This is a genomic window from Paenibacillus mucilaginosus 3016 (assembly GCF_000250655.1).
Classification (GTDB): domain Bacteria; phylum Bacillota; class Bacilli; order Paenibacillales; family NBRC-103111; genus Paenibacillus_G; species Paenibacillus_G mucilaginosus.
Genome location: NC_016935.1, coordinates 3,005,404 through 3,030,366, shown reverse-complemented (window position 1 = coordinate 3,030,366; position 24,963 = coordinate 3,005,404). Strand labels below are relative to the sequence as shown.

The window sequence follows — 24,963 nt, the reverse complement described above, 5'->3', positions numbered from 1 at the left end:
CGAATGACTTTGCTAACGCGAGTTATCCTTTCTGATATTGAACACAAAAAGGGAACCTGACTCCCCCTCTCTTGAGGCGAATCGGCTCCCTTCCGTTTCCATACAATCCATTACTTCCTGCAGCGCCCTGCTACTTTTCCTGCAGCACCGGCACCTGCTCCGACAGCGGGATCCCCAGCTCCCGCACCCCCTCGGCCAGGAGGGCTGCAATCCGCTGCGCGCCGGCCTCCCTGAAGTGCGTGAGGTCCGTGCCGTTCACGGAGATCATGAACAGGCGCTGCGCCTCGTCATAGCCCATCGCCGCATAATCGGCCAGGCTGCGGGTCATGAGGTCGACGAGCGGCACACCCTGCTCCTCCGCCAGTTCCTTCATCGCCGTGCAGTAGTCCGCGAAGTCGTTGAGGAAGACGCCGTCCTCGTAGTGCAGGCGGCCCATCGGTGTAATCAGCACCGGCCGGGCCCCATGCTCGCGCGCGCCCGTGATGTACTGCCGCAGATAGTCCTTATAGCTGCCGAACGGCTCTGTGTACCGCTCCGGCCTGCTCGGCGTCGCATCATTGTGCCCCATCTGCACGAAGAGATAGTCCCCTTCCCCGATCTCCGCGAGGATCTCCGCCAGGCGCCCTTCCTCAACGAACGTCTTCGAGCTGCGCCCGCCGATCGCCCGGTTAACGAAGAGAACCTTTGTTGTAAAATGCTCCGCAATAAACTGGCCCCATCCGGCTTGCGGCGCCCGTTCCTCCGGATACGTCTGAACCGTGGAATCGCCTGCCAGATAGACTTTGATCTTCTTTTCCGCGCTCATCGTTATCTCTCCTCCCCAGCCGTATAGACGGACAGCTTCACCGGACCGATCAGGCCCGAGGGCAGCGACTGCCCGTCGTACCGGTTCGCGAGCGTGTTCGTTACCGCTACCGTCAGCTCATTATCCCCTTCGTGCAGCAGCTCCCCGACCTGGAACCGGTACGGACTCCACATCACAGCCCCTGCCTCCCGGCCGTTTACCCAGACCCGCACCAGCTCGTGGGCTTCGCCCAGGTCGAGCACGATTTTGGCGTTCCCGCCTGCCGTGCGGCCGTCGAGCGGCAAGCTGCATTCATAGACGACCGTACCGGAGTAATGTGCCATACCCTCCCATTCCGTCCAGGACGAGAGGGAGGCGGGTTCTTCCACGCCGGGCGCTCCCTGCACACGCCAGCCGGCCGTGACCGGGATTTCCTCCGTGAGCCTCAACCGGCCGGCATCTGCAGATGCCGGGGCCGCAGACTGCCCGGGGTCGACTGCGATCACGAGGCTTTCGCGCCGTTCGATCCGCAGAGAAAGCTCTGCCCCGTGCTCTGCAGGTACGGCTGCCGCCGCTTCCACCGTCCCGTGCCAGGGGTGCCAGATTTCCGTGCGGCCGGAGACCGCAGCCGGAAGACAGAAGGCCCCTTCGTAGGCCGTCTCTCCTTCATTGACCACGCAGAAGAAGTGGACGCCCTCTTTGACCACATGGCTGATCCGAATGTCCCGATGGGCGGGAGACAGGCTGGCGCCCCGGCCCAGCGCCGCTTCGAGCAGCTCCGCCGCCCCGGCCGGCGTGGTCCGCTGCTGGCCGATGTCCGCGCCGCTGCCCCTGCCGCGCTCCTCTTCCACGGCTTCGATCACGAGGCCGCCCTGCTCCGCGAAGGTCTGCAGCCTGCTCCAGGTCTCCGCTCCGAAACGGCTGCCGTCCTCCACCAGCACGGCCCGGTACGCCTGGTCCGCGATGCGCAGCACGCCCCCGTCCAGCTCGCACGCGGAGTGCAGCAGCTCTTCTTCGAGGTAGTTGAACTCGAGCTGGCGCTCGTAGAGTCCCCTCACCGACTTCCAGGGAAGACCTGCGGGCGGGGTGAGCACCGCCACCTGTGCCTGGTTGACGCTGTCCGTCATGAGCCAGCTCATCCGCTTGATATAGCGGGAGAACCGCCGGTATTCGGGCCACCAGATGTTGTTCGGGCCCACATCCGGCGGGCGCTCGTCACGGCGCTGATCCCGGATCGAGTAATAGAACGCATGCGGGGAGATGAGATTCACACCGCGCACGAACAGCCAATCGAGATACCACTTCATCTCGTCCGCTTTCAGCGCCCAGCCGCTCTCCTTCCCGCACACCCCGAAGGCCTCGTTGAGGTTGCGCCGTCTGCCCCGGTGGCGGGCCGAGTCCGCCGAGCATTTGCCGAGTGTGCTGTGCACTCCGGTCACCCCGAGATCGTTCTCTGGAGCGATGAAGCGCCATACGACGTCCTGCCCCGGGATGTGAAAATATTTCAGCAGCCCGATATCGTCGCTTGCCGCCGGATGGCCGGTGAGGGCAACCCCGTGCGCCTCGCACCAATCGTACAGCGGCTTGTAGTAGGAGCGCGTCATCCGCAGGTAGACCGCATGCTCGTAGGCGCTGCGGATGCGCTGCGTCTCCTCCCCCGCCTCGAGCCACAGGGCGGGCAGCTCTTCCGGACCAACGCCGGCGACGAGCACTTCTTCGAGCAGGTCCGTCGTCCACGGCTTCAGCCCGCGGAGATGCCGCCGGCCGAGCAGGTCGGGCTCGTCGGTGAACATCGCGATCACCGTGGAGCCGAAGTAAGCGCCCAGCTTCGCATAGTATTTCTCGTGCGTCAGCTCAATGAACGCCTGGACCGCCTCCGGATTCAGGAGGTCGGCGGCCAGGGGCGCGTCCGCATCCCCGTCGTCCTGACCCTCGTGAATGCCCCGGATCGTCCCTTTGGAGAAGGTATCCTTGAGCACGAGAATGGACCAAGTCCCCTCGCCAGGCGGTGTGAATTCGATCGTTTCACCGGTTGAGGATTGGAGCTGCCGTGTGGCCTTCGGGTCGATCTCCTTCTCCGACACCTTGCGGACGGCCAGGACCGCGACGATGTGCTCTCCCGGAGCCCGGCTCAGCTGGAGCCGGGTGCTGCCCGCCCCGGCGCAGGGATGCTCGGTCAGCTGCAGCCCCCGGCTGGCGAAGGCCGGATTGCGCTTCACCACGAGGCCGTTCGCCGCACCGGAGGGATACATGCCCTCATCGTAGAGGATCACCTGCATGCCGAGCTCCGCCGCTTCCTTCACGGCCGCTTCGGCCAGGTCCAGGAACTCGGGCCCCAGGTAAGGCTGGGACCGCGGAAGTCCCATGCGCGGATGGAGCACGAAGCCCGCGACCTCCTTCGCGTGGAAGTCGCGGATCTGTCTTATGATTTCCTCCTTCGACAGCTCGTCGTTCCAGAACCAGAACGGTACCGGCGTGAATTCGTCGGGGGGATGAACGAACGTTTGCTTCAAACGGTCCAGCATTCGGTTGTACCTCCAGGGTCAAAAGTGGGTTGAGTTGGTTGGCTTACGCGAGGCCGGCAGCCGGTTGGTTGCCGCGTCTTCTATGTAGGTTACTTCTATGGAAGCTGCCCTATGGGTTTCGGCCTTGTTCGCTCCGCTTGAATCAGAGCAGGTCCGGTCGGCATGTGCCATGCAGGCACCGGGTTCAAGGGCATAAGGCTGCCGCCTCTGCTTTTCACGATACCTGTAAGGCGGCTTGACTGCTATAGGATTTTCTTGCAGATCGGTGTGCGATGCCCGCAAAACGCCAATTCAAAGAGGGACACCCCGTTTCCGGAGTGCCCCGTAGGTCTAATTCAGTCCGCCCAGCACCGGATGCGGCACATAGGGCTCTTCGAGACGCGCAATCTCTTCCGGTGTCAGCTTCAGCGTCAGGGCTGCGGCCGCATCGTCGAGGTGGTGCGTCTTCGTCGCTCCGATGATCGGCGCCGTCACGGGCTCTTTCTGCAGCACCCATGCCAGCGCCACCTGCGCACGGGGCACGCCGCGTTCCGCCGCCACCTCGGCCACCCGTTCGACGACCCTGCGATCGGCCTCGGCCGTAGCGGCATAGAGCGTCTTGCCGAACTCGTCCGTCATCGAGCGCTCGCTGCTCTCCTCCCAATCCCGCGTCAGCCGTCCGCGCGCCATCGGGCTCCACGGAATCACGCCGATGCCCCCGTCCTTGCAAAGCGGCAGCATCTCCCGTTCTTCCTCACGGTACAGGAGGTTGAGGTAATTCTGCATGGAGACAAAGCGCGTCCACCCGTGGCGTTCAGCCGTGTGCTGCGCCTTAAGGAACTGCCACGCGTACATGGAGGAGGCGCCGATATAGCGGGCTTTGCCGGCCTTCACGACATCGTGGAGGGCTTCCATCGTCTCTTCGATCGGCGTCGCGTTGTCCCAGCGGTGGATCTGGTAGAGGTCCACATAGTCGGTGCCGAGCCGCTTCAGGCTGTGGTCGATCTCCGTCATGATCACCTTGCGCGACAGCCCGCCGCCGTTCGGCCCCTTGCGCATCGGATAGAACACCTTCGTAGCGATGACGACCTCGTCCCGGTTCGCGTAATCCTTGAGCGCCCGGCCTACGATCTCCTCGCTCGTCCCGTCGGAGTACATGTTGGCGGTATCGAAAAAATTAATCCCAAGCTCCAGCGCCCTCTTGATAAAAGGACGGCTCTGCTCCTCGTTCAGCGACCACGGGTGCGCCCCGCGCTCCGGCACTCCATAGCTCATGCATCCCAGGCACAGCCGGGACACGACCAATCCGGTAGATCCGAGCTTCACATACTCCATTTTCCCACTCACTCCTCTTTAGCCAAGCTTATTTTCCATGATATCCCATAAAGGGAAGAAACGGAAGACACAACAATGAAGGAATGTTGAGGCACCTTTTACTGTGATGGATCAGTCAGGCTAGCCGGTATGTATATGGTGGTTTCGAAAAAGGGTGCCGCCGGAACGACCATTCGCGCCGCCGAAAGGTTCGCCCCCAAAGTCGGAATACTCAGGTCCGATGAGAGGTGGATGCGTTATTAGCGGTTTTGCGCTGCTCCCACCGTAGAAGGCGATTCTCGAATTCCGTTTGTGCTGCCCCCCGGCGTGAGAGGTGCCTTTTGTGAGATAGCGGAACCCCGTGCGCTGCCAGCCTGAGAGCTCCCAGCATGAGAGGTGCCTTTCGCGAAACAGCGGAGCTTCGATTCGCTTTGCCACCGTGAGAGGTGGCTTTTGTGAAATAGAGGAACTACGATGCGTTATTGCCACCGTGAGGGGGGCCTTTTGTAAATTAGCGGAACTCAGGTGCGTTAATGGCGCCCCGACAGGCCTAGCTCCCCATGATAGTACCCAATAAGACATCTGAGTTCCGCTATTCTTCGGGAAATGATGGGAAATAGCCGAATAAGGAATCTGAGTTCCGCTATCCGGCGCACCCAGCCTGCCACATCGAGCGCCGTGAACCACGAGGAACCGGCCCGCCAAGCAAGTCGGACGAAACCGGCCCTACCCTCCTACGCCCTCCCGCATATGCGCTTTCGCCTGCCTGTTCTGCTCCCCCGGCTCAGCGCGTAATCCGCACGCGGCCGAGGGACAGGCCCTTCGTCTCCATCCGCAGGGTAAGCAGAATCAGCCCCGCCACGCCGAGCGCGGCGAACACCGGGAACCAGGCTCCCGCCAGCCGGCCGAGCCCGATGAAAAGGCACATGGCCAGCGTCGGGATCAGCGGCTGGCCGTAAGCCCGCCACCAATCCAGCGCGAAGCCTTCCCGGTGGAAGAAGCCGATCATGGCTGCCGCCGAGGCCGCCCAGCTGCCGGTATAGATCCAGACGGCCCATACGGGGTGGACGCCGACGAGCAGCGGCACCAGAGCGATGACCGGCACGCCGGCGACGATCATCACCCAGAAGTTCGCCTTCGTCTTCCCGACACCCGCGAGGATGTTGCCGCCGAGCCGGCCGACGGAGGAGAAGAACACCCCGAGCGCCAGCAGACGGATGTACGTGCCCGAATCCTGGGTCGTATACCCCGACCCGAAAAGTAACGAGTTAAGCTCGTCCGGGAACAGGCAGATCGCCGCGGTCAGCGGATAGAGCGCCAGATTGTTGTAGCGGATGCACAGCGTGCCCCGGCGCCGGCTTTCCTCGGGGTCGCGGATGCTGTCGGCGACGAACGGCAGCGTCACGATCATGAACGCCCATGTGATGATGCCCACGAAGCCCGTGATCCGCGATGCGTTCGCCAGCTCGCCGACGGCGATGACGGAGATCGAGCCGATCATCATGACAAGGAACGGCTGCTGGAATGCCTTGGCGATATTGCCGGCCCACATCGGCACCCCGTACTGCAGCATTTCGCGCAGCTGCCGGGCGGACAGCGGGCCCCGCCACTTCGGGCGGTGCACCCGGTGCGCCCGCCAGCTGACATAGGCCGCCGTACAGGCTGACCCGATGCAGCTCCACAGGGCGACGCCCCACAGATACCCGCCGACCGGCAGCAGAACGCCCACGACCATGCCGGCTGTTGAGAAGACCGTCATGACGACCATGAAGAACGCCTGGGTCCGGAACTCGCGGGAGCCGGAGAACGAGGCTACGCCGATGTTCACGACCGATTGGAAGAGGAGGGTCGCCGCGCTGATGACCAGCGCCCCCTGCAGCTTCGGAATGCCGTAGGCTCCTGCCAGCACCGGCGCCAGCAGAACCAGAACCAGGCCCGTCAAGACGGCAAAAAACACGCTGCCGGCAACCGCGTGCCGGAATTTCACGTGCAGGGCTTCTTCCTTATGCGTTGAGAAAGCATACACCAGGGCCGAGTTGAACCCCACATTCAGAAACAGCGTGACCATTCCAAAAATCTGCAGGAGCAGATTCACTTCCCCGAACGCCACCGGATCATTCAGCAGCCGGGCGAGTCCGATGCTCCCCACCGTCTGCAGGAGCTGGTTCACGAACAGCCCCAAGACCACAATCGAGACGCTTCGAATCAAAAATCGCTGGGAGCCGCTCGGCGGCATACCCGGTTCGGACATGGCCATCCCCTTCTTCAGATGAAATCACTTGCTGTTGCGGCAATGCAAACGTTTGCTACATCGTATCAGTGAAACGTTTTAAGCGCAAAGGCCAAAAAATGCGAAAAAAGGGACTCTCGGACTCAATTCACCGAAAAAACATCCATTTCTTGCTCTTCTGACACGAAGTTGAATTCTTCCCAGGGCCAGCCGCTAGAGGCGGCCCCCGAAGGGAAGTGCTATAATACCCGTTAAGTTAACCGGCTCCGCCGTGCGTATGGCTGCGGTCCCCGGGACTCATGAAATACGGACGGCGACAAAATAAAACGTCTGCGATTCAACATGGGTGTAATGGAAGAATGACCGCTTCATCGATTTTTAAAGAACGGTTCGCGTGAATCAGGACGGATCATCATCATTGCGCAGTACTGACATGGATGTGCGACAAATGCATTCCCCGCGTTCTCTGCGGGCCAAAGCACCGGAATAGGAGAGCCTGCCGTGACGTTACTTACCCGACCTTTGAATCCCTTGAATCCCAGAAGCTTCATGGAGCTCATGCATCCGGCCAGGCCCTATCTCATTTCGCTCCTCGTAGCCGCCTATGCCGTGCACGTGCTGACCGGCTGGGCCTGGGCCGCCGCCCTTCAAGGCTGGCTCGCCGTCCTCTGCTATCTCGTCTCCTTCCCGGCCGCCCGCCGCATGTTCCAGGTGGTGGGCTCCATGTTCATCGCCGCCTCGCTGGCTTGTATGGCCTGGGCCGGGGTGCCGTTGAGCGAGCTGCCGGGCCTCATGACGCGCAACGTCATGCTGGTCGCCCTGCTGTTCATGCTCCCCTTCGTGAACCGGGCCATCCGGCTCGGCGGGTACGACCGCAACCTCAGCCGCTGGCTGAACGCCCCGTCGGGCGGCATGGGCCAGCTGTATGTCCGTTCCCTGGCCGTCAGCTACATCCTGAGCCTGTTCCTCTTCTTCGCGGCTCTGCCCCTGCTGCACCGCGTGCTGGGCAGGCAGCTGAGGAATGCCGGAGAGGACACGGCCCGCCGGTTCATCGGCATATCGGTGCTCCGCGGCTTCGGCATGGTCGCCGTATGGAGCCCGGTGGAGCCGCTCGTCGCCACCGCCGTCCTCCTGACCGGCGTGTCTTATCTCGCGCTGCTGCCGTGGCTGCTGGCCGTCTCGCTCGTGCTCTTCGCCGCCTGCTGCCTGTGGGCCCTGAAGTTCCGCGGCCTGCCGCTGGCGCCCGCGCAGGAAGCGGACCCGTCCCGGCCCCCGGCGCAGCCCAAGGCCCACTCCGTCCCGAAGACACTCGTCTTCCTCGGGGCGCTCGTGCTGCTCATCGGCTCGGCCTTCCTGCTGCAGGCGGCGCTCGGCTCCACCTTTTTCGCGGCGATGACCTTCGTGCTCGTGCCCTTCGCGGCCGGCTGGGCCCTGCTCCTCAGGCGCTTCGGACGCTTCGCGGCGCTCAGCCGCAGGCACTGGAAGGAAGGGGCGGACAACCTGCGCCATCTGCTCGTGCTGTTCCTGTCCTTCGGCCTCTTCAACAGCGTGCTCGCCCGTACGCCGCTGCTGAGTGAACTCAGCGGAAGCGTCGAAAGCATCTCCGGCTCCCCGCTGCTGCTGTTTCTGATCATCCTGGCCGCATCGCTCGTGCTGCCGGTGCTGGGCATCCATCCGCTCGTCGTCATGAGCCTGTTCGGCATTTTCCTGCAGCCGGTGATGGAGCATGTAAGCCCGCTGAGTCTGGCCGTCGTGATGATCACCTCGACGCTGGCGTCCTCCTTTATGGGCACCTTCAACACGACCGTGACGATCATGGCCGGGCTGCTCGAGGTCAATCCGTACCGGATCACGCTGTGGAACCTGGCTTACGGCATCGTGTTCGGGGGGATCGGCATTGCGGCGGGACTTCTGCTGCTTTGATGGCATTGGCTTACAAAATGTCATTCCACCCCCTTGCCTTAAAGTCCACTTGAAGGTGTAGCATGGTGACTTGAGGTGAAAAGATCCAATGCATACCCAATGTTCACGCTATCCGGGATCGAGTAAAGCGGATCGGACGGTGATCCCATGGACTTAGTCAGACCGATTCTGCGGCTGGCCCTGCCTTCGATTGCCACGTTCTCTTCCATGACATTTACGGGACTGCTCGTCCTGATGATCGTCGGCAAGCTGGGGGCCGCGGCCATCGCCGTCGTCGGCATTTCCAATATTCTGATGTACAACGTCTGGGCCATGTTCTCCGGCGTCCAGGGCACGATCAACTATCTCGTCGCCCAGAATTTCGGCTCGAATACGATGAAGCAGGGCAACCAGCGCATGCAGATCGCTCTGCTAGGCACCCTGCTGCAGGCCGTCGTGCTGTTCGGCGCCAGCTTCGCGCTGCCCTACTGGATCCTGAAGGTGATGGGCTCGAACGAGGAAATCCTGACCCTCGGCGCCCCTTACGTGCAGGTCCGCATCTACGCCATGATCTTCACGCTCTTCAGCGGTGTCTTCTTCGCCTACATGAGGGCCATCGGCGACACGAAGACCCCGATGACCATCTCGCTGATCAACAGCGGACTTGTCGTCGCCCTGACTTACCTGCTCGCCTACGGCAAGTTCGGCTTCCCGGATCTCGGGCTGCAGGGAGCGGCATGGGGCATGGTGGCGGCGGAGGTCATCACCCTGCTGCTCAACCTGATCGTCTTCTACCGTCTCATGCACAAGAAGTACAACACAAGGGCATGGATCAAGATGGAGCTTGCGCAGGTCAAAATGATCTTCTCCGAGAGCGTCAAGCTCGGCGTGACCGAAATGTCCAACAGCGTCGGGATGCTCGTCTTCACCGCCTGTATTACGCGCCTGGGCACCACGGCGATCGCGGCCAACGAGATTGCCCTGAATATCCTCTCGTTCGGCTTCATGCCGTCGAACGGCTTCGGTGCCGCTTCCACGATCGGCATCGGCCAGGAGGTCGGCAAGGGCCGGCCGCTGGAGGCCAGGCGCTTCGGACTCGTGACCGTGTACCTCGGTCTTCTCTTCATGGTGCTCGTATCGCTCTTCCTGTTCCTGTTCGCCCTGCCGGTAGCGAAGCTCTATACGAGCGAAGCGGCCGTGTACATGACGGCGATCTCGCTGATCCACCTGGCCTCGTTCATCCAGCTCTTCACGGGGGGAAGCATCATCTTCGCCGGGGGCTTACGGGGCATCGGGGATACGACCTTCCTGTCGCGCACCTCGCTGGTGCTCAACTGGGCGCTGTTCATCCCCTGCACGGTCCTGCTCACGCAGGTCTACGACTTCGGCCAGGTCGGCGCCTGGACCGCGCTGTGCATGCTCATTGTCCTGCAGGCCATCGCGAACGGCTGGCGCTACCTCTCGCTCGACTGGAGAAGCGCCAGTGCCAAGTCGGCCCCGGCCGCTTCCGGCGCAGCCATGCATATGTAAACCGGGCCTGCCGGAAGGGAAGTCCCCTGCTACCTTGAACGCGCACAAAAAGCCCGCCCGAATGCAGCATTCGGGCGGGCATTGCCTTCTATGAACCGGCTGACGGACACGCTCACTTTTGCGGCGCTGACCGGAAGCCTTGTGTTTTTTTATCGCTGTCTTTCCATGCTGTCCTGCGCGGCCTCGAAACTTACTGCTGTTCAAGGGCGCGGCGCTCGAGCGAATCGTACCACTCCATCTTGGCGTCGATCTTGCCGAGCGCGTCCTGCAGCTCGTTCATCTTCTCCTGGATCGCGGTCCGGTGAAGGGCCAGCATCGACTTTCGCTGGGGGATCGTTCCGTCGCCCTCGCGGGTGAGCTCGACCATCCGTTTGATCTCGGAGACGGGCATGCCCGTCGCGCGCAGACAGGTGATGAGCCCGAGCCACCCCATGTCCTGGGGCTCGAAGATCCGGTTGCCGTGATCGTCCCGGCGGACGTTCGGCAGCAGGCCTTCCTGTTCGTAGAACCGCAGGGTATGGGGCATGAGGCCCACCTGCTGTGCCGCTTCCTTGATGGATAAACCCATGATTCCATCCTCCCGTATTCACGCACCGCGGGGATTTTCCGTTCCGCCGGATGCGCAGTTATGTATCGTGATGATCCGCCTGAGTTTTACGTTGGGTATACGGCATGTCAGCACGATTTTAGCACGATCATTCTTAGTTGTAAAAGGAGAACCCTCCCATGATGCGCTCCTATCTGCTCTTGTTATTCTGCGTCACCTGCTGGGGCAGCAACTTCGTCTTCGGTTCGATGCTTGTTCACGAGTTCCCGCCCCTGCTGCTGTCGGCCTTCCGGCTCACCGCCACCTCGCTGTTCCTGCTGGGCTATGCGTGGAGCACGAAACGGCTGCAGCGCCTCTCCCGCCGGGATTACCTGCTGCTCGTTCCGCTCGGCTTCATCGGCACGCTGGTGAACCAGGCCGCCTTCTTCACCGGCCTGCAGACCGTCAGCGCCACGACCGCCTCGCTCGTCCTGTCGCTCGCCCCGATCACTACCGCCTTGCTCGCCGCGCTTTTCCTGAAGGAGACCTTCACGCTGCGTATGGCAGCGGGGTCCGTGCTCGCCATTGCGGGCATCTTCCTTGTGGTCGGACAGTCCGGGGGACTGGCGCTGTCCCGGGGGCTGGTCTACATCGGCATCGCCATGCTGACCTTCGCCGCCTCGATCATCATGATGCGCAGGCTCACCGAGCGTATCGAGCCCTTCATCGCCACGGTCTATTCGACCGTTATCGGCTCCGGTATGGTGATCCCGGCAGCCTTGATCAAGGAGCCGCTGCAGGGCAGCAGTTCCCACCTGTGGGCCTGGGCGCTGCTTATCGTGACGGCCATCGTCATGCAGGGCATATGCGGGCTCGTCTGGAACACGCAGCTGCGCCGGGTCGGCGCGGGCAAAGCGTCCGTGTTCCTGAACCTGCAGCCCTTCGTGGCCATGATCGTCGGCTTCGCCTTCCTCGGCACGCCGGTGACCGCCGTGCAGCTGGCCGGCTCGGTCCTAATCGTCGGCGGCGTGATTCTCGCCACGCTCAAGAAGAAGGCCAAAGCCCCGGCCCCCATGGCCCCCGGCGTACCCACCGCATAACGCGGCAGGCCGCCCCACCCGGCTGGTGACGGCGTGCAGCCGATCTACCCGCAGGCGCAGAGAAGCATCATGGATAATCAACCCGTAGGGCCCCCCGTCCCCTTAAGGATGGCGGGGCTTTTTGCGCTGCCATCCTTCCCCTTTCCCCACTTAGTGGCTTGTTCCCCCAAGCTCACTGGTGACCTGGAACGCCGCTGTGATCCCGTACCTTGCCCAAATACAACTAACCATCAAAATAATTATTTACAGGTTATGTTTACTCTGTTATGATGATCTCGAATAACCGTCATAATTAAATTTTGAAGGTTACTAACGAAAGGATGAGGAATCATGAGAATCCAGCGCTTCCCCTGGGCGGGTATCCGGATCGAAGCCGGAGACACTTCCGTTGTCATCGATGCCGTGACACGCATTCCGGCGAAGTTCGGCGGCTCCAAGGAGCCGATGTTTCCGCTCGAGACCTTCGGCCGTACGGACGCCGTGCTTGTGACGCATATGCATGAGGATCACTTCGATCCCGAAGCGATTATCGCCGCCTATGGTCCCGACATTCCCGTCTATGTCCCGGAGCAGGGCGTGGAGGCCGCGCGGGCGGCCGGACTCCGTCGAGTCACGGGCAGCCGCATCGGCGCCGCTTACGAGCTTGGCGGCGATGTTACCGCAACCGCAGCCCTCTCGGTAGACGGCGTGGGTGATCCGCAGGTCGCCTGGATCGTCGAAGCCGGAGGACGCAGAGCGATTCACTGCGGCGACACGCTGTGGCACGGCTATTGGTGGTCCATCGCCGCAGCTCACGGCCCGTTCGACGCCGCCTGCCTTCCGGTCAACGGCGCCGTGCTGGAGCTTCCCGGCCGCATTCCGAGCGGCCAGCCGATCTGCCTGACGCCCGAGCAGGCCGTCTCGGCGGCGGCCGTGCTCCAAGCCGGCGTCCTCATCCCCATCCACTACGGGGCGATTCACCATCCCCCGATCTACCGGGAGACGCCGGACATTGCGGCACGGCTCGAAGCCGCCGCGGCAGGCAGAGTGAACCTGAACCTGCTGAGGCCCGGCGAGATGCTCGAGGTCTGACCGCAGATCCGGCCTGGTGGGCCGGAGCACCGGGGGCCGCTGGGCCCCCTCCTTTTTTCAAAATAAAATCTCACCAAGCTTGCCCCGATGTCCAACCGGTCACGGTCCTCCTGCCTCTTCCGCTGCGGTTGTCCCTTATGTTATGGGCCGCGGTCCCCGTCTTGTACGGAATTTTTCAATAATAACCAAAGTCTCCACATTGAGTTGTTCGCCCCCTGCGCATATAATAGGGAAAGAATGAAGACTAAAAGAAAAGGTGTCACTCAATGAGCATACTTAACGTAGAACGACTGAGCCACGGCTTTGGGGACCGCGCGATCTTCAATAACGTATCTTTCCGCCTGCTCAAAGGCGAGCACATCGGACTGATCGGCGCCAACGGCGAAGGCAAATCAACCTTCATGAACATCATCACCGGCAAGCTGCAGCCGGACGACGGCAAGGTGGAGTGGTCCAAGCGCATGCGCGTCGGCTATCTCGACCAGCACGCTGTGCTGAACAAGGGCATGACGATCCGCGACGTGCTCAAGGGCGCGTTCCAATACCTGTTCGATATGGAGCAGGAGATGAATGACATGTACGCCAAGATGGGCGAGGTCTCTCCGGAGGAGCTCGAGCAGCTGCTCGAGGAAGTCGGCGTGATCCAGGATACGCTGACCGACCAGGATTTCTATATGATCGACGCGAAGATCGAAGAAACCGCCCGCGGTCTCGGGCTGACCGATATCGGACTCGACAAGGACGTCAACGACCTCAGCGGCGGGCAGCGGACGAAGGTGCTGCTGGCGAAGCTGCTGCTCGAGAAGCCGGACATCCTGCTCCTCGACGAACCGACGAACTATCTCGACGAACAGCACATCGAATGGCTGAAGCGGTACCTGCAGGAATACGAGAATGCCTTCATCCTTATCTCCCACGATATCCCGTTCCTGAACAGCGTCATCAACCTCATCTATCATATGGAGAATCAGGAGCTGAACCGCTACGTCGGCGACTACGATCATTTCCAGTCGGTCTATGAGATGAAAAAGCAGCAGCTGGAGTCCGCCTACAAGCGCCAGCAGCAGGAGATTGCGGATCTTAAGGACTTCGTGGCCCGCAACAAGGCAAGCGTGGCTACCCGGAACATGGCGATGTCCCGTCAGAAGAAGCTCGACAAGATGGATGTCATCGAGCTTGCGAAGGAGAAGCCGAAGCCGCAGTTCAACTTCAAGGAGGCGAGAACGTCCGGCAAGCTCATCTTCGAGACGTCGCAGCTCGTTATCGGCTATGACAGCCCCCTGTCCCGCCCGCTTGACCTGCGCATGGAACGCGGGCAGAAGATCGCCCTCGTCGGTGCGAACGGGATTGGGAAAACGACGCTCCTGCGCAGCATCCTCGGCGAGATTCAGGCGGTATCCGGCTCGGTCCGGCTCGGCGACAATCTCGACATCGGCTACTTCGAGCAGGAAGCGAAGGATGCCAATTATAACACCTGCATCGAGGAAATCTGGAACGAGTTCTCTTCCTTCACGCAGTTCGAGGTGCGCGCGGCGCTGGCTAAGTGCGGCCTGACGACGAAGCACATCGAGAGCAAGATCGCCGTGCTGAGCGGCGGCGAGAAAGCCAAGGTCCGCCTCTGCAAGCTGATCAACCGCGAGACGAACCTTCTCGTGCTTGACGAGCCCACGAACCACCTGGACGTGGATGCGAAGGATGAGCTGAAGCGCGCCCTCAAGGCGTACAAAGGCAGCATCCTGCTCATCTCCCACGAACCGGAATTCTACCGCGATGTCGTGACGGATACGTGGAACTGCGAGTCCTGGACGACGAAGGTATTCTAGAGCGTATGATTATGAAAAACCCTGCTGACCGGAGAGGTCGCAGGGTTTTGTTTTTCCCGTTTCCGCAGAGGGCAATTGGCTTCTGTGGATCACTAAGCCTGCCCGGATGGCAAGGCTCTACTCCCTTAGCCGGTGTGATGCTTCGCATGAAGCTGCCTGAGATCCGCCACCGGATCGTGGATCGGGAAGTATTCGATCCCTACATACCCCTGATAATCCATCTGCTTGATCGCATCGAAAATGTTGTCGTAATTCATCTCCCCGATATACAGCTCGTGCCTTCCGGGATTGCCGGCTGCCTGGATGTGGCCGATGTGATGGATATGATTCTGCATCCGCGAGATCACATGGCCTTCCATGATCTGCACATGGTACATGTCATAGCATACCTTGACGAGCGGATGGTTGATCTTCTTGACGATCTCGAACGCCTCCTCGGAGGTGGTCAGGTAGTAGCCGCTGAGCTCCAGATCCACCTTCGTATTCAGCGGTTCGATTGCCGTGGTGATCCCGTATGCTTCCAGTACGGGGATGCAGGCGTGAAGACCCTCAACCAGGCTGTTATGCATCTCCTCACGGGACAGCCCCTCGACCTCGAAGCCGACCGTATGGACCATCGTCCTGCAGTCGAGATACTTGGCCGCCTCGCACGATGGTTTGACCGCTTCGACGGCCTGCTCTCTGCGGGAAGGATCGACCAGGCTTTCCAGCTTGACGACAATGGAAGCGACCTCCATGCCGTACTCATCCTTCGCTTCCTTGATCTGCCTCAGATCTTTATCGTGCCAGGACCAGAATTCGATGGCTTTCAGCCCGTTCTGGTTCAGCACTCTCATGCTCTCGTAGATGCTCTTCCCCGGAAACAGCGTCTCCGTATTGAAGGACAATTTCATGGCCTGTCCGCCCCTTCCGCTGCAATGATTTTACAGTTCTTCAATCATTACACCGAAACTTCCGGTTAATAACACCTCTCGTGCAGTATGCTGAAAAGCCGCCCCTGGAGGCGGCAGTCGGTAAAAACAGAGGAGCACTCTAGTGTGAAACGGAAATAAGGGAACTCCGATGCGTTATCTTCCTCATGGAATGGATGAATTTGAATATAGAGGAACTGAGATTCGCTATCTCGATGAATAAAGCCGCATTGTGATGAATTGCCTGCCAATAACGAATCTGAGTTCCGTTATGGTTTGAGATATCACACGAATGTCCCCAATAAGGCATCCTGGTTCCTCTATTTGAAAAAGTGCGCGAGTGTATCGTCTGCAGGTTGTTCATAGTAGAGCAGCAGGCTAGGCTGCCCGGTAGCTTGTCAGCTTCACGAATAGTCCTCCTTAGGATGTTGATGACACCCGACACTCATACAATGCTGGGGGTGAATCGCAGAATGCAGGGAACTGCTCCGGCCTGCAGGATGGAATCATTGAATATCTCTTTCACCTCTTGCTCCACTTCGTTCATCCCTTCATCGAACCACGGCCGGCATGGCTGTGTATCCACTCTCGTATTCCAAGAGCCACCTCGGCTGGGACAGTCTCGGACGTATCCAGGGTAGGCATGGGCGGCGTATAGGCTTGATCCGCATTGTCCAGCAGCCACCCGGCAAACTTCAGATGCTCCGCAATCCTCTCCTCGGGCCAGCTCCTTGCCCGCAATCGGGCTTCCCGGCTTTCTTCGTCACAATGCAGATTCAAATAGTACACGTTCGCAAAATAAGGATAATCCTCACACTGCTCGGCATCCCACGGCATGACGGTCCCGCAGATCACCGTCATTCTGCCGCTTTCGGCAAGGCCTCTGGCCACACGAAACCAGATATTCCGGATGCTGTGCCAATCCTCCCCGGCAAACGGAAGAATGTCGTCGATATCGAATACAGCCATGTCCGGCAGGATTCTCCGGAGCTCCGGAATGACCGTTGTTTTCCCCGAGCCGCTTGCTCCCGTAACGATAAACAGCGGCGTCTTGGATTCACCCGTCATGGGCTCTCCCTCCCTTCGCTGTTCTCTTCTCCGCTGCCCCCTGTCTCTCTATCCTCGCGAGCAGGCGCAGCGTCTTCCATCACCAGGAACATACCGGTCATGCCGGGGGAGTGATCCCGGAAGCCGAACCGTTCGTAGAACCCTTCCTTGCCCGGGGACGCAAACAGCCCGACGAAGGCGAGCCCCTGCTCATACCTGTTCGCCCGGATATACGCCAGCAGCCGCTCCATGATCGCCCTGCCGACTCCCCGCTCCCGGTACCCGGGCAGGACAGCCACGTCCTGGATATAAAAGTACATCACGCCATCGCCGACGATGCGGCCCATGCCCACTACGCGGCCTTCCGCCTCGGCCACCACAGCGTGCACGGAACGGGCGAGTGACGCTTCCGCCATCCGGGAGTCGACCGTCCCCCACCCGGCGGCCTGCCACAGCATCTGGTGCTCCGCCACCGTTGGCCGCCGCACTGTGATCTCGAATTCTTTTGCCGGCTCCATATGTCCCACCCTCTCATCGTACCGTCAGGAGATCAGGTCCCGCCAATACGGCCAGACCTGCAGATAGCCTTCCAGATCCTGCGGGTGCACTCGGACACAGATGGCGATACGGCAGTAGAGCTGGAAGAACGTTTCCTCCATCAGTCTGGTCCGGTCTACCGGCTTGGGATCGAGCATGTCATAGGCGGCGAGGAGGGTATCCAGATTCAAGTCGTCTGGGGATGAGCAGAACGCGTATGTAAAATCATACAGCACCGGACCGGTCATCGGCGAAGGATCGATCACGCCGCTCAGCTCCCGGTGATGAAATACAAAATTATGAATGCCGGTATCTCCGTGCAGCAGATAAGGCTCCCCCGCATCGGAAATCCGGCCGATCAGTCCCCTGATCCTTGCGTGAGCCTCAGCAGGCAGGACGCCGGCCAAGATGTGGGACGCATCCTCCGCACTCCGCTCTTGAAAGGCGCGCCAGGATTCCCGCGGCGCCTCAAGCCGCCCCCATCCTCCGATGCCAGGATACGCCTGATACTGATTCAGCAGCTCCTGCACCAGCCGGATCATCCAACGGACCTTGGGCCCCCGGTGAATGTGCGTCGTCCCGGGCACATAGGAATAGACCATGCTGCCGCCCGCCGGGTCCGCCTGCAGGAGCCGCGGCAGCAGGCTGCTGTCCGCATACGCCTCGTAGAACCGCTCCACCTGGCGAATTTGCTCCGGACAGTCCAGCTTCAGAATATAGGCCGTCTCCCCAGCGACCGCAAGCTCGTACACCACGCCATCGGTGGTGCCTTTCAGCTGCTCTTGGGTATAAGTGCGACGGTCCACTACGCCCGTGCGGCGGAGTGTTTGCAGCAGGTCTTGGACGTCTGCTCTCTGTGCCATGTATTGGTCCTCCCCATGATTTTCCATACACCCATTATAAAATCACGGACCCCGCCCAAGCGATGGAGAGTATGAGTATAAGCCAACTGTCCCGCTGGAGGCGAAGGACTGCCGAATGAACCGCCAGACTTACCGCCGCGAAGCCGAATCCCATGATGATCCACCCGGAGATGCGGTTAATCCATGCCAGGGAAGACGGGCTCAACCTGTGCCTCAGGAGTCCCACGCCCGTACTGAGCAGGAGCCACCAAAGGGCCGATCCTACGAAGACGCCCCCAACCAGGAAGAGAGAAGCGGTCCAATCGCTTGAGCCGGCCGTAAGACCCAGCCCCGCGAAGATGCCTGCGAAGGACAGAATGGTCATGGGATTGGTGATCGTGAGGAGAAAAATCGAGGAGTACGACTTCAGCAGGCTTCCTCCCTGCACCGCGGCGGATTGCTCCGGCGGCTTGGAGCGCAGGGTCCGCCAGCCGAGATAGCACATGAAGATCCCGCCGAGGAGCTGCAGCCAGAAGGCGTGGGCCGTCAGAAAGCCGGACACCGCCGTAAGGCCGAATCCGGCGATGAAGCCGTAGATCGTGTCTGCCGTAGCGGCGCCAAGCCCCGATACAAGCCCATAGATCCGGCCATGGACCAGCGACCGCCGGATGCAGAGCAGCCCGATCGGCCCCACGGGCGCCGCAATGGCCAGGCCGATCAGAATGCCTTTGCTCAACAAAAGGATACTCATCGCACACCCTCATCTTTTACCGTATATTAATGCCGTTCCAGGAACTCCAGCCGGTTGCCGAACGGATCCCTGACATAGATTCGGCTGATGCCTTCCTCCGCCCGGATCTCATCGTCTATGACGTGAATGCCGATCTGAACCAGACGCGCGCGCAGCTCCTCAAGCCCTCTGACAGCAAAAGCGGGATGCGCTTTGAGCGCGGGACGGAAGTCCTGCTGCACACCGATATGGACCTGATGCGTACCGCATTGGAACCATACCCCTCCCCGCTTCTTCAGCGGCTCCGGCTTGGGAATCTCCTGCCAACCTAAGAGTTCGGCATAGAACCCTCTGGCTTCCTCTTCACATCCCTCAGGCGCAGCCAATTGAATATGATCGATTCCTTCGAATGAAAATGGCACAGCATTCCCTCCTATCTGTCTCACCCGCCGCCATACTTCGCCTTCCACCTCACGCTCCACTCCACGTAGGTCCATCCCGTCACTTCCTCCAGGTCTTCCCGTCCAACGTATAATAAGCCCCTGCCATCCCTTCACCCGCCGGGAAAGCATGCCCGCCGATCACTTTGCCGCCGTTTATCATCAGGTACACACAGGTCTTCAAACCGTAGATCCGCTCCGGCGGATGATCGCGCACGATGAAGCCGACAATCCGGATTTCCTGGCCAAAGTAGAGCTCAGGCTCCACCTTCTGTACTTCCCAGGCCTGCCGGTAGGGAATGGATTCCGTGCTTCCGTACAGCATGCTCCGGTCCAGGATGTACCGGTGAACTTCGCCGAGTTAAGCGGTGATTCGGTAACCCGCCGCCTGTACAGCCTCCCCAGCCGCTTTCTCGTCCTCCGTGAGTTCATGGGTACTTCCGCATCCGCCCGATGCTTCCACCCTCGTGAAGCAAATCATACACCATCCGGTAACCGAGCTCCTGAGGCTGTTCGAAGTGAAAGGCCGTGGCCGACACCGCCAGATCGTACCGCGCGGTGCTCGCCTGCCACTCTTCGAATGCGCATGGACGACTTGGACATTCGGGCTGTGCCTGAACTTCTCCCGTACGGCCGCGGCCAGCTTCTCCCCCAGCTCAATACAGGTGATCCGGTCGAATCCCGACTCCACCAAGCCGCCGGTCGCCTGCCCCGTTCCGCAGCCGATCTCCAGGATCGGACTTGTGGGCGTGACCGAGTTGGATGCCGCAATCTCTTCGAACAGCTCCTTCGGATAACGCGGCCGGTACCGTTCATATTCCCGCGTCACTTCATTAAAGGTATGTTTGCGTTCCATCCCACGGCCTCCCTCGTGCTTGCAAGCACCAGGAATTTATTGGTATTCAGGAGATCGTATCATGCGGCATCCTCTGCAGCAACTGCTTTTTCGAAGTCGGCTTCATAAAAACATTACAAACAAAGGGAATATTTTCCTTTATACTAATCTTGGAATTTCGCATTCCCATCTCTCTATCAAAGGAGGCTTTATGTGATGAAAACCGCGTTGAGATTCATCGCCATGTTCGCCCTTATGCTCAGCCTGGTATTCGGCAGCGTGGGTTCGGTGATCCCGAACGGAGGTACCTCCACTGCCGAAGCGGCCGTGTCCGGGCCGACGGATTTTGCCGGCATCATCAATTACATCAAAGCGAACGGCTGGCTCCCGAGCAATTTCATTACCAAGAGCCAGGCGACCCAGCGAGGCTGGGTTTCCAGCCAGTGCAATCTGGCCACGGTAGCGCCGGGCTACAGCATCGGCGGCGATGTCTTCTACAACCGCGAGGGCAAGCTGCCGTCCGCCTCCGGCCGCGTATGGTACGAGGCCGACGCGTACTACACGTCCGGGTGCAGAGGCGCCCAGCGCGTTCTGTTCTCGAACGACGGTCTGTATTACACGACCAGCGACCACTACGCGACGTTCAAGAGATGGTACTGATACGCTGAAACAAGGAAAAAGGGACTTGCTGAGAAGCAGGTCCCTTTCCGCATATAAGTATGGAACAGAGAAACCGATCCGGTGTTCGGGCAAAGGGGAGGCCGGTGACTTTATTTCCATGTAATATTGGCACCAGCCGGGTTATACCCTTCCTTATACGCACCCTCAGCAAAGTACTGCAAGCTTGTGATTCCGTCCAGGTTCTCTACCTCAAACACGATCTTCCCTGTTTTGATCACTTTCCCGTTAAATTCTCCGCCTACAGGATCCGATGCAGCGGACCCGTTGATTTGCTCCTGGGTATTGGTAATCACCTTCCCGTTCCCAACCTGCCAAGTTAACCGCTCATCCGATGTATTTTCCACTTTCACTTCAAGCACAACGGCCTTCATCGGAGCGGGAGCACCCTCTTTTTTATACGCCGGATCAAGTATCACCTTGGAGATCTGCATTCTCATGGGACCGCTGGACACTGCAATGCTGGTAGCGAATGTCTTCGCTTCGGCAGGTGCCGCCGGCACAGAAGCTTCCTCGGGATGGGCATCTTTAGCATCAATATGAATCGTCCGGGAGTCCCCGTTCCATTTCACCTCGGCACCCAGCATCTCCGCAACGGCCCTGAGAGGCACGTAGCTGGACCCATTGATGTTCTCAACGACGGAAGGAGACGGCTTTCCATTCACAAAGAGCTTCAGATCTGAGGCGGCGTATACGCCGACGGCTGCAGAACCGAGAGCTGTAACTGCTAACACGGCGGCTGCGGTGATCTTCTTCATCAAAGTCACTTTCCTCCTTGGGATGGAATGAATCTATGTATGTTACACCACGGATTGGCATAGCACTCCATTAATGTACCATGGATTTACAGGTTTATGAACCCATTATTTCTATATATTTACATATAAGATTCCTGATCCTACTGCCCCGAGAGCCAGCGAAAGGAATACGCTCCATCCCCATCAGGACGTGGTTGCATCGGAATGTACCCAGCCGGGGTCCAATGCCAGCCCCTCCTAATCGATCCCTGTTCCGGTTCCCTTTCGCGCTGCGCGGTTCGGCGGAGTATGCCCGACCTGCTCCTGGAGCGAGGCCTTGATCTCCTCCGGCAGCGCGTTCCAGTGCAGATCCCACAGCGCCGCCTCCATCGCATACAGCGCAAGAATGCTCACCCCCGGAATGCTCTCTTTCAGGCGCTTGTAGGCTTCTACCGATCCGACCCGCTCCAGGTCCTCCCGCGTCTTGATGCCTATGCTCTCCAGCCACTGGCTGCCCTTCGGGCCCATGTTCTTGATCCGGCCGCCTCCCGCTTCCGACTTGCGTTCTTGTGCCACAGCCTGCTCACCTCTACTCTTCATATTGGACAAGCATCTCCCGCAGCTTGCCGTGGATCCCTTCTCGCACTTGCTTGGGACCCTTCACGTTCGCCTCCACTCCGAGGCCCAGGAAAAAATGCACCGCCCAAGGCACATACGAATCGGGCATGGGGGTGCGGATGCTGCCTGAGCCATCGTCATGCACTCTAAGCGTCTTCGCCAGCCATACATCCGTCCGGCACCGCCTTGCCCCCTCCGGGGTCAGCTCTACCTCAAGCACCAGATCCGCGTTCTCCGCAGGCCGCATGATCCACTTGTCAATCGGCTCTCCGCCGGCATCCAGACGTACGCTTTGGTCTTTCGCCGGTTGGCAGGACTGGACCCGGTCCACGCGGAATACCCGGTACTCCCCCGTGGAGAAGCAGTACGCCTGGCAGTACCAGAGTCCGTTCATCGTATAGATCCCAAGCGGCTGAATGTTCCGCTCCCGCAGGGAGGACGATTCGTACAGAAGGGTCACCACCCGCTGCTCCAGCGCCGCTTCGAACAGCTCCCCAAGGTGCGGTGCTTCCAGCTCATGCGGCGGCACCCAGAAGACCAGCCGCTGCTGCATCCGGATGATCTTGGCTTTGAGGTCACTGGACAGATAATGAAAAAACTTATGGAGCGCCCCCTCCACCTCGTTCCCGAAGGGCAGCGATCTGTAATTGCCAAGGGATTGGGCTGCAAAAAACAAGGCCATCGCCTCCTGCTCCGTAAAGCTGATCGGAGGCAGCACCTTCTCGCGCAGCACCCTGTAGCCGCCCCCTGCGCCAACCTCGGAATATAGCGGCACGCCCAGTTCACCGAGCTCCATCAAATCGCGGATCATCGTCCGGCGCGATACCCCGCACTCGTCGGCCAGCTCCTGGACCGTAAACCTCATGCGCTCATTCACAAGCATGATCAGCTGAACCAGCCGCTGCGCTTTATGCATGGACACTTCCCTCCCTATGTCATTCCCGTGCAGATAATAAATCCAGTATAGAGGATAAATGTGCCAGCAGCTGTCACTATTTTTGCGTATGCTTAGTCCCGAAGTCCAATCCATCCCCAGGAGGAATCCCTTATGAGAATCTCTAATTCAACTGCAGCCGCTGCAGAGTTCGTATCATGCAGGCTGAAAGCCGGTGTGGACCGTGTAGATTTCCTGCGCCATGTTCACGCATCCCAAGCTTCCTTGAAGCAGTATCCGGGCTATGTCAGCCGGGAACTGTATCACGATGTGCATCAGGACACCTGGTTCGATCTCGTCCGGTGGTCGGATCTGCAGGCTGCAGAGCATGCGGCGGAGACATTCATGGACCACCCCCATGCAGCGGGATTGATCGGCTGCCTGGACCCGGCGGGCCTCGCGATGCATCATTATAACTGGCGGGAGGAGCTTGGTGCCGTCTCCGCACGGAATCCGATCGACACCCCTTCCGGCTGCGTCGAGCTGCTGCAGTACCGGCTGCTCGCAGGGGCCAGCCTGCCGAACTACGAGGATGTGCTGCGCGAGATGTCGGAGACCCTCCGGACCCATGCGGGATTCATCCGCAGAGAGGTCTATTACATCGCCAAGACGGGACAGTGGCTGGAGACGATCTTCTATCGGGACCGTGCCTCCGCGGACGCAATGTTCGCCGAAATCAAGGACGCCCCCTGCATGAAAGCCTGCATGGAGCTGCTCGATGAAACCACGTTAACGATGACGTTTGCCGTTCCTGTGGAGTTTTGAGGGGAGATGCTATGGCACGGCCAGCGGGATCAGGCTTGGTCCATAGTTCTTGAGGCGGCAGCCGGGAGCTCGAAAGCCGCGAGTGTCCGGATGAATGGGCCTGGTCCCGAAGGAAGCCGCTCACGGGTATGAGTTCCTCGTTTTATTTGTTTGAATGGACCTGACCGTTCCCGCTCCGAATGTCTGCTCGCTGGGCTGCTCAGTCTTGAATGGGATGCAGAAAAAAAGAAGGACCGCATAGGCGATCCTTCGGATGGCTGGAACTGAGATTGGAGATTAGACAATCCAGGTATACAGGCCATAACAAATAGCGGAACTCAGATGCGCTATGCTCCTTATCTGATGACTCTTTTTGTGAATAGAGGAACTGAGATTCGCTATTCTGTCCCTCATGCCCACTTTGAGAGGAAGTAGGGGTCAATAAGGCATCTGAGTTCCGCTATCCTTTGGGAAATGACGGGAAATACTCGAATAAGACATCTGAGTTCCTCTATTTGCAAAAGGGGCGGCTAGCGGCTCCGGCAGCGGGCGGCCCCCCACACATTCGGATGCATCGGAACCACACCACCATCTCCCGTGTCCGGCCGTGCTCCTGCGTAGCCACTACCTCTATGCCCAATCCCGGCCCTCGCTAGCTGCGGGATTAGAACGCACTCGCCCGGCGTCCGGCTGCTTCAGACGAAGTACGGCACCGCCTGCAGCGGCAGAAGCACCGTCACCTCGCCCGGCGTTGGGGTGCTCCAGGCGAAGTACGGCACCGCCTACAGCGGCACAGCGTCCGGTCGTACTCCTGTGCCACCCGAGGCCACAGCCATCCCCCCGCTCAGCTGCTCCGGATCCACACCGTCATCTCGCCCGGCGTGCGGTTGCTCCAGGCGAAGTACGGCACCGCCTGCAGCGGCAGAAGCACCGCACCTCGTCCGTCGTCCGATTTGCTCCTCACGAAGTAGAGCGCCACCGGCGGAAGCACAGCGTTCGGTCGTACTCCTGCGCCACCCGAGGGCCACAGCCTTCCCCCCGCTCAGCTGCTCCGGATCCACACCGTCACCTCGCCCGGCGTCCGGTTGCCCCTGTCGGAGTACGGCACCGCCTGCAGCGGCGGAAG

Annotated in this window: 24 protein-coding genes; 7 read left to right on the top strand and 17 right to left on the bottom strand. The window is 60.1% G+C overall.

Going from position 1 to position 24,963, the window contains the following annotated elements; all coding sequences use genetic code 11:
- Positions 1-130: 130 nt before the first annotated feature.
- From PM3016_RS12955 to PM3016_RS12940, 4 genes are all read right to left on the bottom strand, one after another.
- On the bottom strand, positions 131-805 hold the full coding sequence (locus PM3016_RS12955) for a rhamnogalacturonan acetylesterase (protein WP_014369778.1): 675 nt from the start codon (positions 803-805) through the stop codon (positions 131-133).
- Between the two features lie 2 nt (positions 806-807).
- Complete coding sequence (locus tag PM3016_RS12950) at positions 808-3,309, bottom strand: glycosylhydrolase-like jelly roll fold domain-containing protein (RefSeq protein WP_013916043.1); 2,502 nt, start codon at positions 3,307-3,309, stop codon at positions 808-810.
- A 330-nt stretch (positions 3,310-3,639) separates the two neighbouring features.
- Positions 3,640-4,623, bottom strand: coding sequence for an aldo/keto reductase (locus PM3016_RS12945; RefSeq protein ID WP_013916042.1), 984 nt, complete (start codon positions 4,621-4,623; stop codon positions 3,640-3,642).
- Positions 4,624-5,386: 763 nt separating this feature from the next.
- Positions 5,387-6,853: an oligosaccharide flippase family protein gene (locus PM3016_RS12940; RefSeq protein WP_013916041.1), complete on the bottom strand. Its 1,467-nt coding sequence runs from the start codon at positions 6,851-6,853 to the stop codon at positions 5,387-5,389.
- 480 nt (positions 6,854-7,333) lie between these two features.
- Between PM3016_RS12940 and PM3016_RS12935 the strand changes: the two genes are divergently transcribed.
- Both PM3016_RS12935 and PM3016_RS12930 read left to right on the top strand, forming a co-directional pair.
- Positions 7,334-8,755, top strand: coding sequence for a hypothetical protein (locus tag PM3016_RS12935; protein WP_014369777.1), 1,422 nt, complete (start codon positions 7,334-7,336; stop codon positions 8,753-8,755).
- Between the two features lie 147 nt (positions 8,756-8,902).
- Positions 8,903-10,264 (top strand): MATE family efflux transporter, encoded by a 1,362-nt coding sequence (locus PM3016_RS12930; protein ID WP_014369776.1) that lies wholly within the window; start codon positions 8,903-8,905, stop codon positions 10,262-10,264.
- 190 nt (positions 10,265-10,454) lie between these two features.
- On the opposite strand, the gene PM3016_RS12925 is transcribed toward PM3016_RS12930, so the two are convergent.
- Positions 10,455-10,832, bottom strand: coding sequence for a MerR family transcriptional regulator (locus PM3016_RS12925; RefSeq protein WP_013916038.1), 378 nt, complete (start codon positions 10,830-10,832; stop codon positions 10,455-10,457).
- Positions 10,833-10,990: 158 nt separating this feature from the next.
- Here PM3016_RS12925 and PM3016_RS12920 point away from each other — a divergent pair, with 158 nt between their 5' ends.
- The 3 genes from PM3016_RS12920 to PM3016_RS12910 all read left to right on the top strand — a co-directional run bounded on the left by PM3016_RS12920 (position 10,991) and on the right by PM3016_RS12910 (position 14,784).
- Positions 10,991-11,890: a DMT family transporter gene (locus PM3016_RS12920; protein WP_014369775.1), complete on the top strand. Its 900-nt coding sequence runs from the start codon at positions 10,991-10,993 to the stop codon at positions 11,888-11,890.
- Positions 11,891-12,220: 330 nt separating this feature from the next.
- Positions 12,221-12,961 (top strand): MBL fold metallo-hydrolase, encoded by a 741-nt coding sequence (locus PM3016_RS12915; RefSeq protein WP_014369774.1) that lies wholly within the window; start codon positions 12,221-12,223, stop codon positions 12,959-12,961.
- 266 nt (positions 12,962-13,227) lie between these two features.
- Entirely contained in the window at positions 13,228-14,784 is a 1,557-nt protein-coding gene (locus PM3016_RS12910; protein ID WP_013916035.1) for an ABC-F family ATP-binding cassette domain-containing protein, read from the top strand.
- 125 nt (positions 14,785-14,909) lie between these two features.
- Here PM3016_RS12910 and PM3016_RS12905 read toward each other — a convergent pair whose 3' ends face one another.
- From PM3016_RS12905 to PM3016_RS12870, 8 genes are all read right to left on the bottom strand, one after another.
- On the bottom strand, positions 14,910-15,677 hold the full coding sequence (locus PM3016_RS12905; RefSeq protein WP_014369773.1) for a TIM barrel protein: 768 nt from the start codon (positions 15,675-15,677) through the stop codon (positions 14,910-14,912).
- Between the two features lie 561 nt (positions 15,678-16,238).
- Entirely contained in the window at positions 16,239-16,763 is a 525-nt protein-coding gene (locus tag PM3016_RS12900) for a DEAD/DEAH box helicase family protein (RefSeq protein WP_014369771.1), read from the bottom strand.
- Complete coding sequence (locus PM3016_RS12895) at positions 16,760-17,260, bottom strand: GNAT family N-acetyltransferase (RefSeq protein ID WP_013916032.1); 501 nt, start codon at positions 17,258-17,260, stop codon at positions 16,760-16,762. The genes PM3016_RS12900 and PM3016_RS12895 overlap by 4 nt, the downstream gene beginning before the upstream one ends.
- 24 nt (positions 17,261-17,284) lie before the next feature.
- Positions 17,285-18,142 carry a phosphotransferase gene (locus PM3016_RS12890; protein WP_014369770.1) on the bottom strand — a complete coding sequence of 286 codons (858 nt, stop codon included), beginning with the start codon at positions 18,140-18,142 and terminating at the stop codon, positions 17,285-17,287.
- A gap of 34 nt (positions 18,143-18,176) precedes the next feature.
- Positions 18,177-18,872, bottom strand: coding sequence for a LysE family translocator (locus PM3016_RS12885; RefSeq protein ID WP_013916030.1), 696 nt, complete (start codon positions 18,870-18,872; stop codon positions 18,177-18,179).
- A gap of 26 nt (positions 18,873-18,898) precedes the next feature.
- On the bottom strand, positions 18,899-19,273 hold the full coding sequence (locus PM3016_RS12880; protein WP_013916029.1) for a VOC family protein: 375 nt from the start codon (positions 19,271-19,273) through the stop codon (positions 18,899-18,901).
- A 79-nt stretch (positions 19,274-19,352) separates the two neighbouring features.
- The gene (locus tag PM3016_RS12875; protein WP_014369768.1) at positions 19,353-19,616 is read right to left on the bottom strand and encodes a hypothetical protein; all 264 of its coding nucleotides are present in this window, start codon (positions 19,614-19,616) and stop codon (positions 19,353-19,355) included.
- A 36-nt stretch (positions 19,617-19,652) separates the two neighbouring features.
- The gene (locus PM3016_RS12870) at positions 19,653-20,147 is read right to left on the bottom strand and encodes an rRNA adenine N-6-methyltransferase family protein (protein ID WP_014369767.1); all 495 of its coding nucleotides are present in this window, start codon (positions 20,145-20,147) and stop codon (positions 19,653-19,655) included.
- A 195-nt stretch (positions 20,148-20,342) separates the two neighbouring features.
- On the opposite strand from PM3016_RS12870, the gene PM3016_RS12865 reads away from it, so the two are divergent.
- Entirely contained in the window at positions 20,343-20,786 is a 444-nt protein-coding gene (locus PM3016_RS12865; RefSeq protein WP_014369766.1) for a ribonuclease domain-containing protein, read from the top strand.
- Between the two features lie 110 nt (positions 20,787-20,896).
- Here the strand turns inward: PM3016_RS12865 and PM3016_RS12860 are convergent, their stop codons facing one another.
- The 3 genes from PM3016_RS12860 to PM3016_RS12850 all read right to left on the bottom strand — a co-directional run bounded on the left by PM3016_RS12860 (position 20,897) and on the right by PM3016_RS12850 (position 23,075).
- Complete coding sequence (locus PM3016_RS12860; RefSeq protein WP_014369765.1) at positions 20,897-21,562, bottom strand: stalk domain-containing protein; 666 nt, start codon at positions 21,560-21,562, stop codon at positions 20,897-20,899.
- A 237-nt stretch (positions 21,563-21,799) separates the two neighbouring features.
- Positions 21,800-22,141, bottom strand: coding sequence for a TfoX/Sxy family protein (locus PM3016_RS12855; RefSeq protein WP_238540501.1), 342 nt, complete (start codon positions 22,139-22,141; stop codon positions 21,800-21,802).
- Complete coding sequence (locus tag PM3016_RS12850; RefSeq protein ID WP_014369763.1) at positions 22,131-23,075, bottom strand: helix-turn-helix transcriptional regulator; 945 nt, start codon at positions 23,073-23,075, stop codon at positions 22,131-22,133. The genes PM3016_RS12855 and PM3016_RS12850 overlap by 11 nt, the downstream gene beginning before the upstream one ends.
- Before the next feature lie 132 nt (positions 23,076-23,207).
- Here PM3016_RS12850 and PM3016_RS12845 point away from each other — a divergent pair, with 132 nt between their 5' ends.
- Positions 23,208-23,858 carry a hypothetical protein gene (locus tag PM3016_RS12845; protein ID WP_014369762.1) on the top strand — a complete coding sequence of 217 codons (651 nt, stop codon included), beginning with the start codon at positions 23,208-23,210 and terminating at the stop codon, positions 23,856-23,858.
- An 823-nt stretch (positions 23,859-24,681) separates the two neighbouring features.
- Here PM3016_RS12845 and PM3016_RS38600 read toward each other — a convergent pair.
- Complete coding sequence (locus tag PM3016_RS38600) at positions 24,682-24,828, bottom strand: hypothetical protein (RefSeq protein WP_013916021.1); 147 nt, start codon at positions 24,826-24,828, stop codon at positions 24,682-24,684.
- Between the last annotated feature and the right edge of the window lie 135 nt (positions 24,829-24,963).

What these genes read in the sequence shown, in the direction of transcription:
- PM3016_RS12900 (WP_014369771.1), bottom strand. Translation starts at nt 16,763, where the DNA reads ATGACGGGTGAATCCAAGACGCCGCTGTTTATCGTTACGGGAGCAAGC.
- PM3016_RS12910 (WP_013916035.1), top strand. Translation starts at nt 13,228, where the DNA reads ATGAGCATACTTAACGTAGAACGACTGAGCCACGGCTTTGGGGACCGC.
- PM3016_RS12940 (WP_013916041.1), bottom strand. Translation starts at nt 6,853, where the DNA reads ATGTCCGAACCGGGTATGCCGCCGAGCGGCTCCCAGCGATTTTTGATT.
- PM3016_RS12945 (WP_013916042.1), bottom strand. Translation starts at nt 4,623, where the DNA reads ATGGAGTATGTGAAGCTCGGATCTACCGGATTGGTCGTGTCCCGGCTG.
- PM3016_RS12850 (WP_014369763.1), bottom strand. Translation starts at nt 23,075, where the DNA reads ATGCATAAAGCGCAGCGGCTGGTTCAGCTGATCATGCTTGTGAATGAG.
- PM3016_RS12845 (WP_014369762.1), top strand. Translation starts at nt 23,208, where the DNA reads ATGAGAATCTCTAATTCAACTGCAGCCGCTGCAGAGTTCGTATCATGC.
- PM3016_RS12925 (WP_013916038.1), bottom strand. Translation starts at nt 10,832, where the DNA reads ATGGGTTTATCCATCAAGGAAGCGGCACAGCAGGTGGGCCTCATGCCC.
- PM3016_RS12915 (WP_014369774.1), top strand. Translation starts at nt 12,221, where the DNA reads ATGAGAATCCAGCGCTTCCCCTGGGCGGGTATCCGGATCGAAGCCGGA.
- PM3016_RS12885 (WP_013916030.1), bottom strand. Translation starts at nt 18,872, where the DNA reads ATGAGTATCCTTTTGTTGAGCAAAGGCATTCTGATCGGCCTGGCCATT.
- PM3016_RS12890 (WP_014369770.1), bottom strand. Translation starts at nt 18,142, where the DNA reads ATGGCACAGAGAGCAGACGTCCAAGACCTGCTGCAAACACTCCGCCGC.
- PM3016_RS12920 (WP_014369775.1), top strand. Translation starts at nt 10,991, where the DNA reads ATGATGCGCTCCTATCTGCTCTTGTTATTCTGCGTCACCTGCTGGGGC.
- PM3016_RS12855 (WP_238540501.1), bottom strand. Translation starts at nt 22,141, where the DNA reads ATGAAGAGTAGAGGTGAGCAGGCTGTGGCACAAGAACGCAAGTCGGAA.
- PM3016_RS12860 (WP_014369765.1), bottom strand. Translation starts at nt 21,562, where the DNA reads ATGAAGAAGATCACCGCAGCCGCCGTGTTAGCAGTTACAGCTCTCGGT.
- PM3016_RS12955 (WP_014369778.1), bottom strand. Translation starts at nt 805, where the DNA reads ATGAGCGCGGAAAAGAAGATCAAAGTCTATCTGGCAGGCGATTCCACG.
- PM3016_RS12870 (WP_014369767.1), bottom strand. Translation starts at nt 20,147, where the DNA reads ATGGAACGCAAACATACCTTTAATGAAGTGACGCGGGAATATGAACGG.
- PM3016_RS12930 (WP_014369776.1), top strand. Translation starts at nt 8,903, where the DNA reads ATGGACTTAGTCAGACCGATTCTGCGGCTGGCCCTGCCTTCGATTGCC.
- PM3016_RS12905 (WP_014369773.1), bottom strand. Translation starts at nt 15,677, where the DNA reads ATGAAATTGTCCTTCAATACGGAGACGCTGTTTCCGGGGAAGAGCATC.
- PM3016_RS12865 (WP_014369766.1), top strand. Translation starts at nt 20,343, where the DNA reads ATGAAAACCGCGTTGAGATTCATCGCCATGTTCGCCCTTATGCTCAGC.
- PM3016_RS12895 (WP_013916032.1), bottom strand. Translation starts at nt 17,260, where the DNA reads ATGGAGCCGGCAAAAGAATTCGAGATCACAGTGCGGCGGCCAACGGTG.
- PM3016_RS12875 (WP_014369768.1), bottom strand. Translation starts at nt 19,616, where the DNA reads ATGCTGTACGGAAGCACGGAATCCATTCCCTACCGGCAGGCCTGGGAA.
- PM3016_RS12950 (WP_013916043.1), bottom strand. Translation starts at nt 3,309, where the DNA reads ATGCTGGACCGTTTGAAGCAAACGTTCGTTCATCCCCCCGACGAATTC.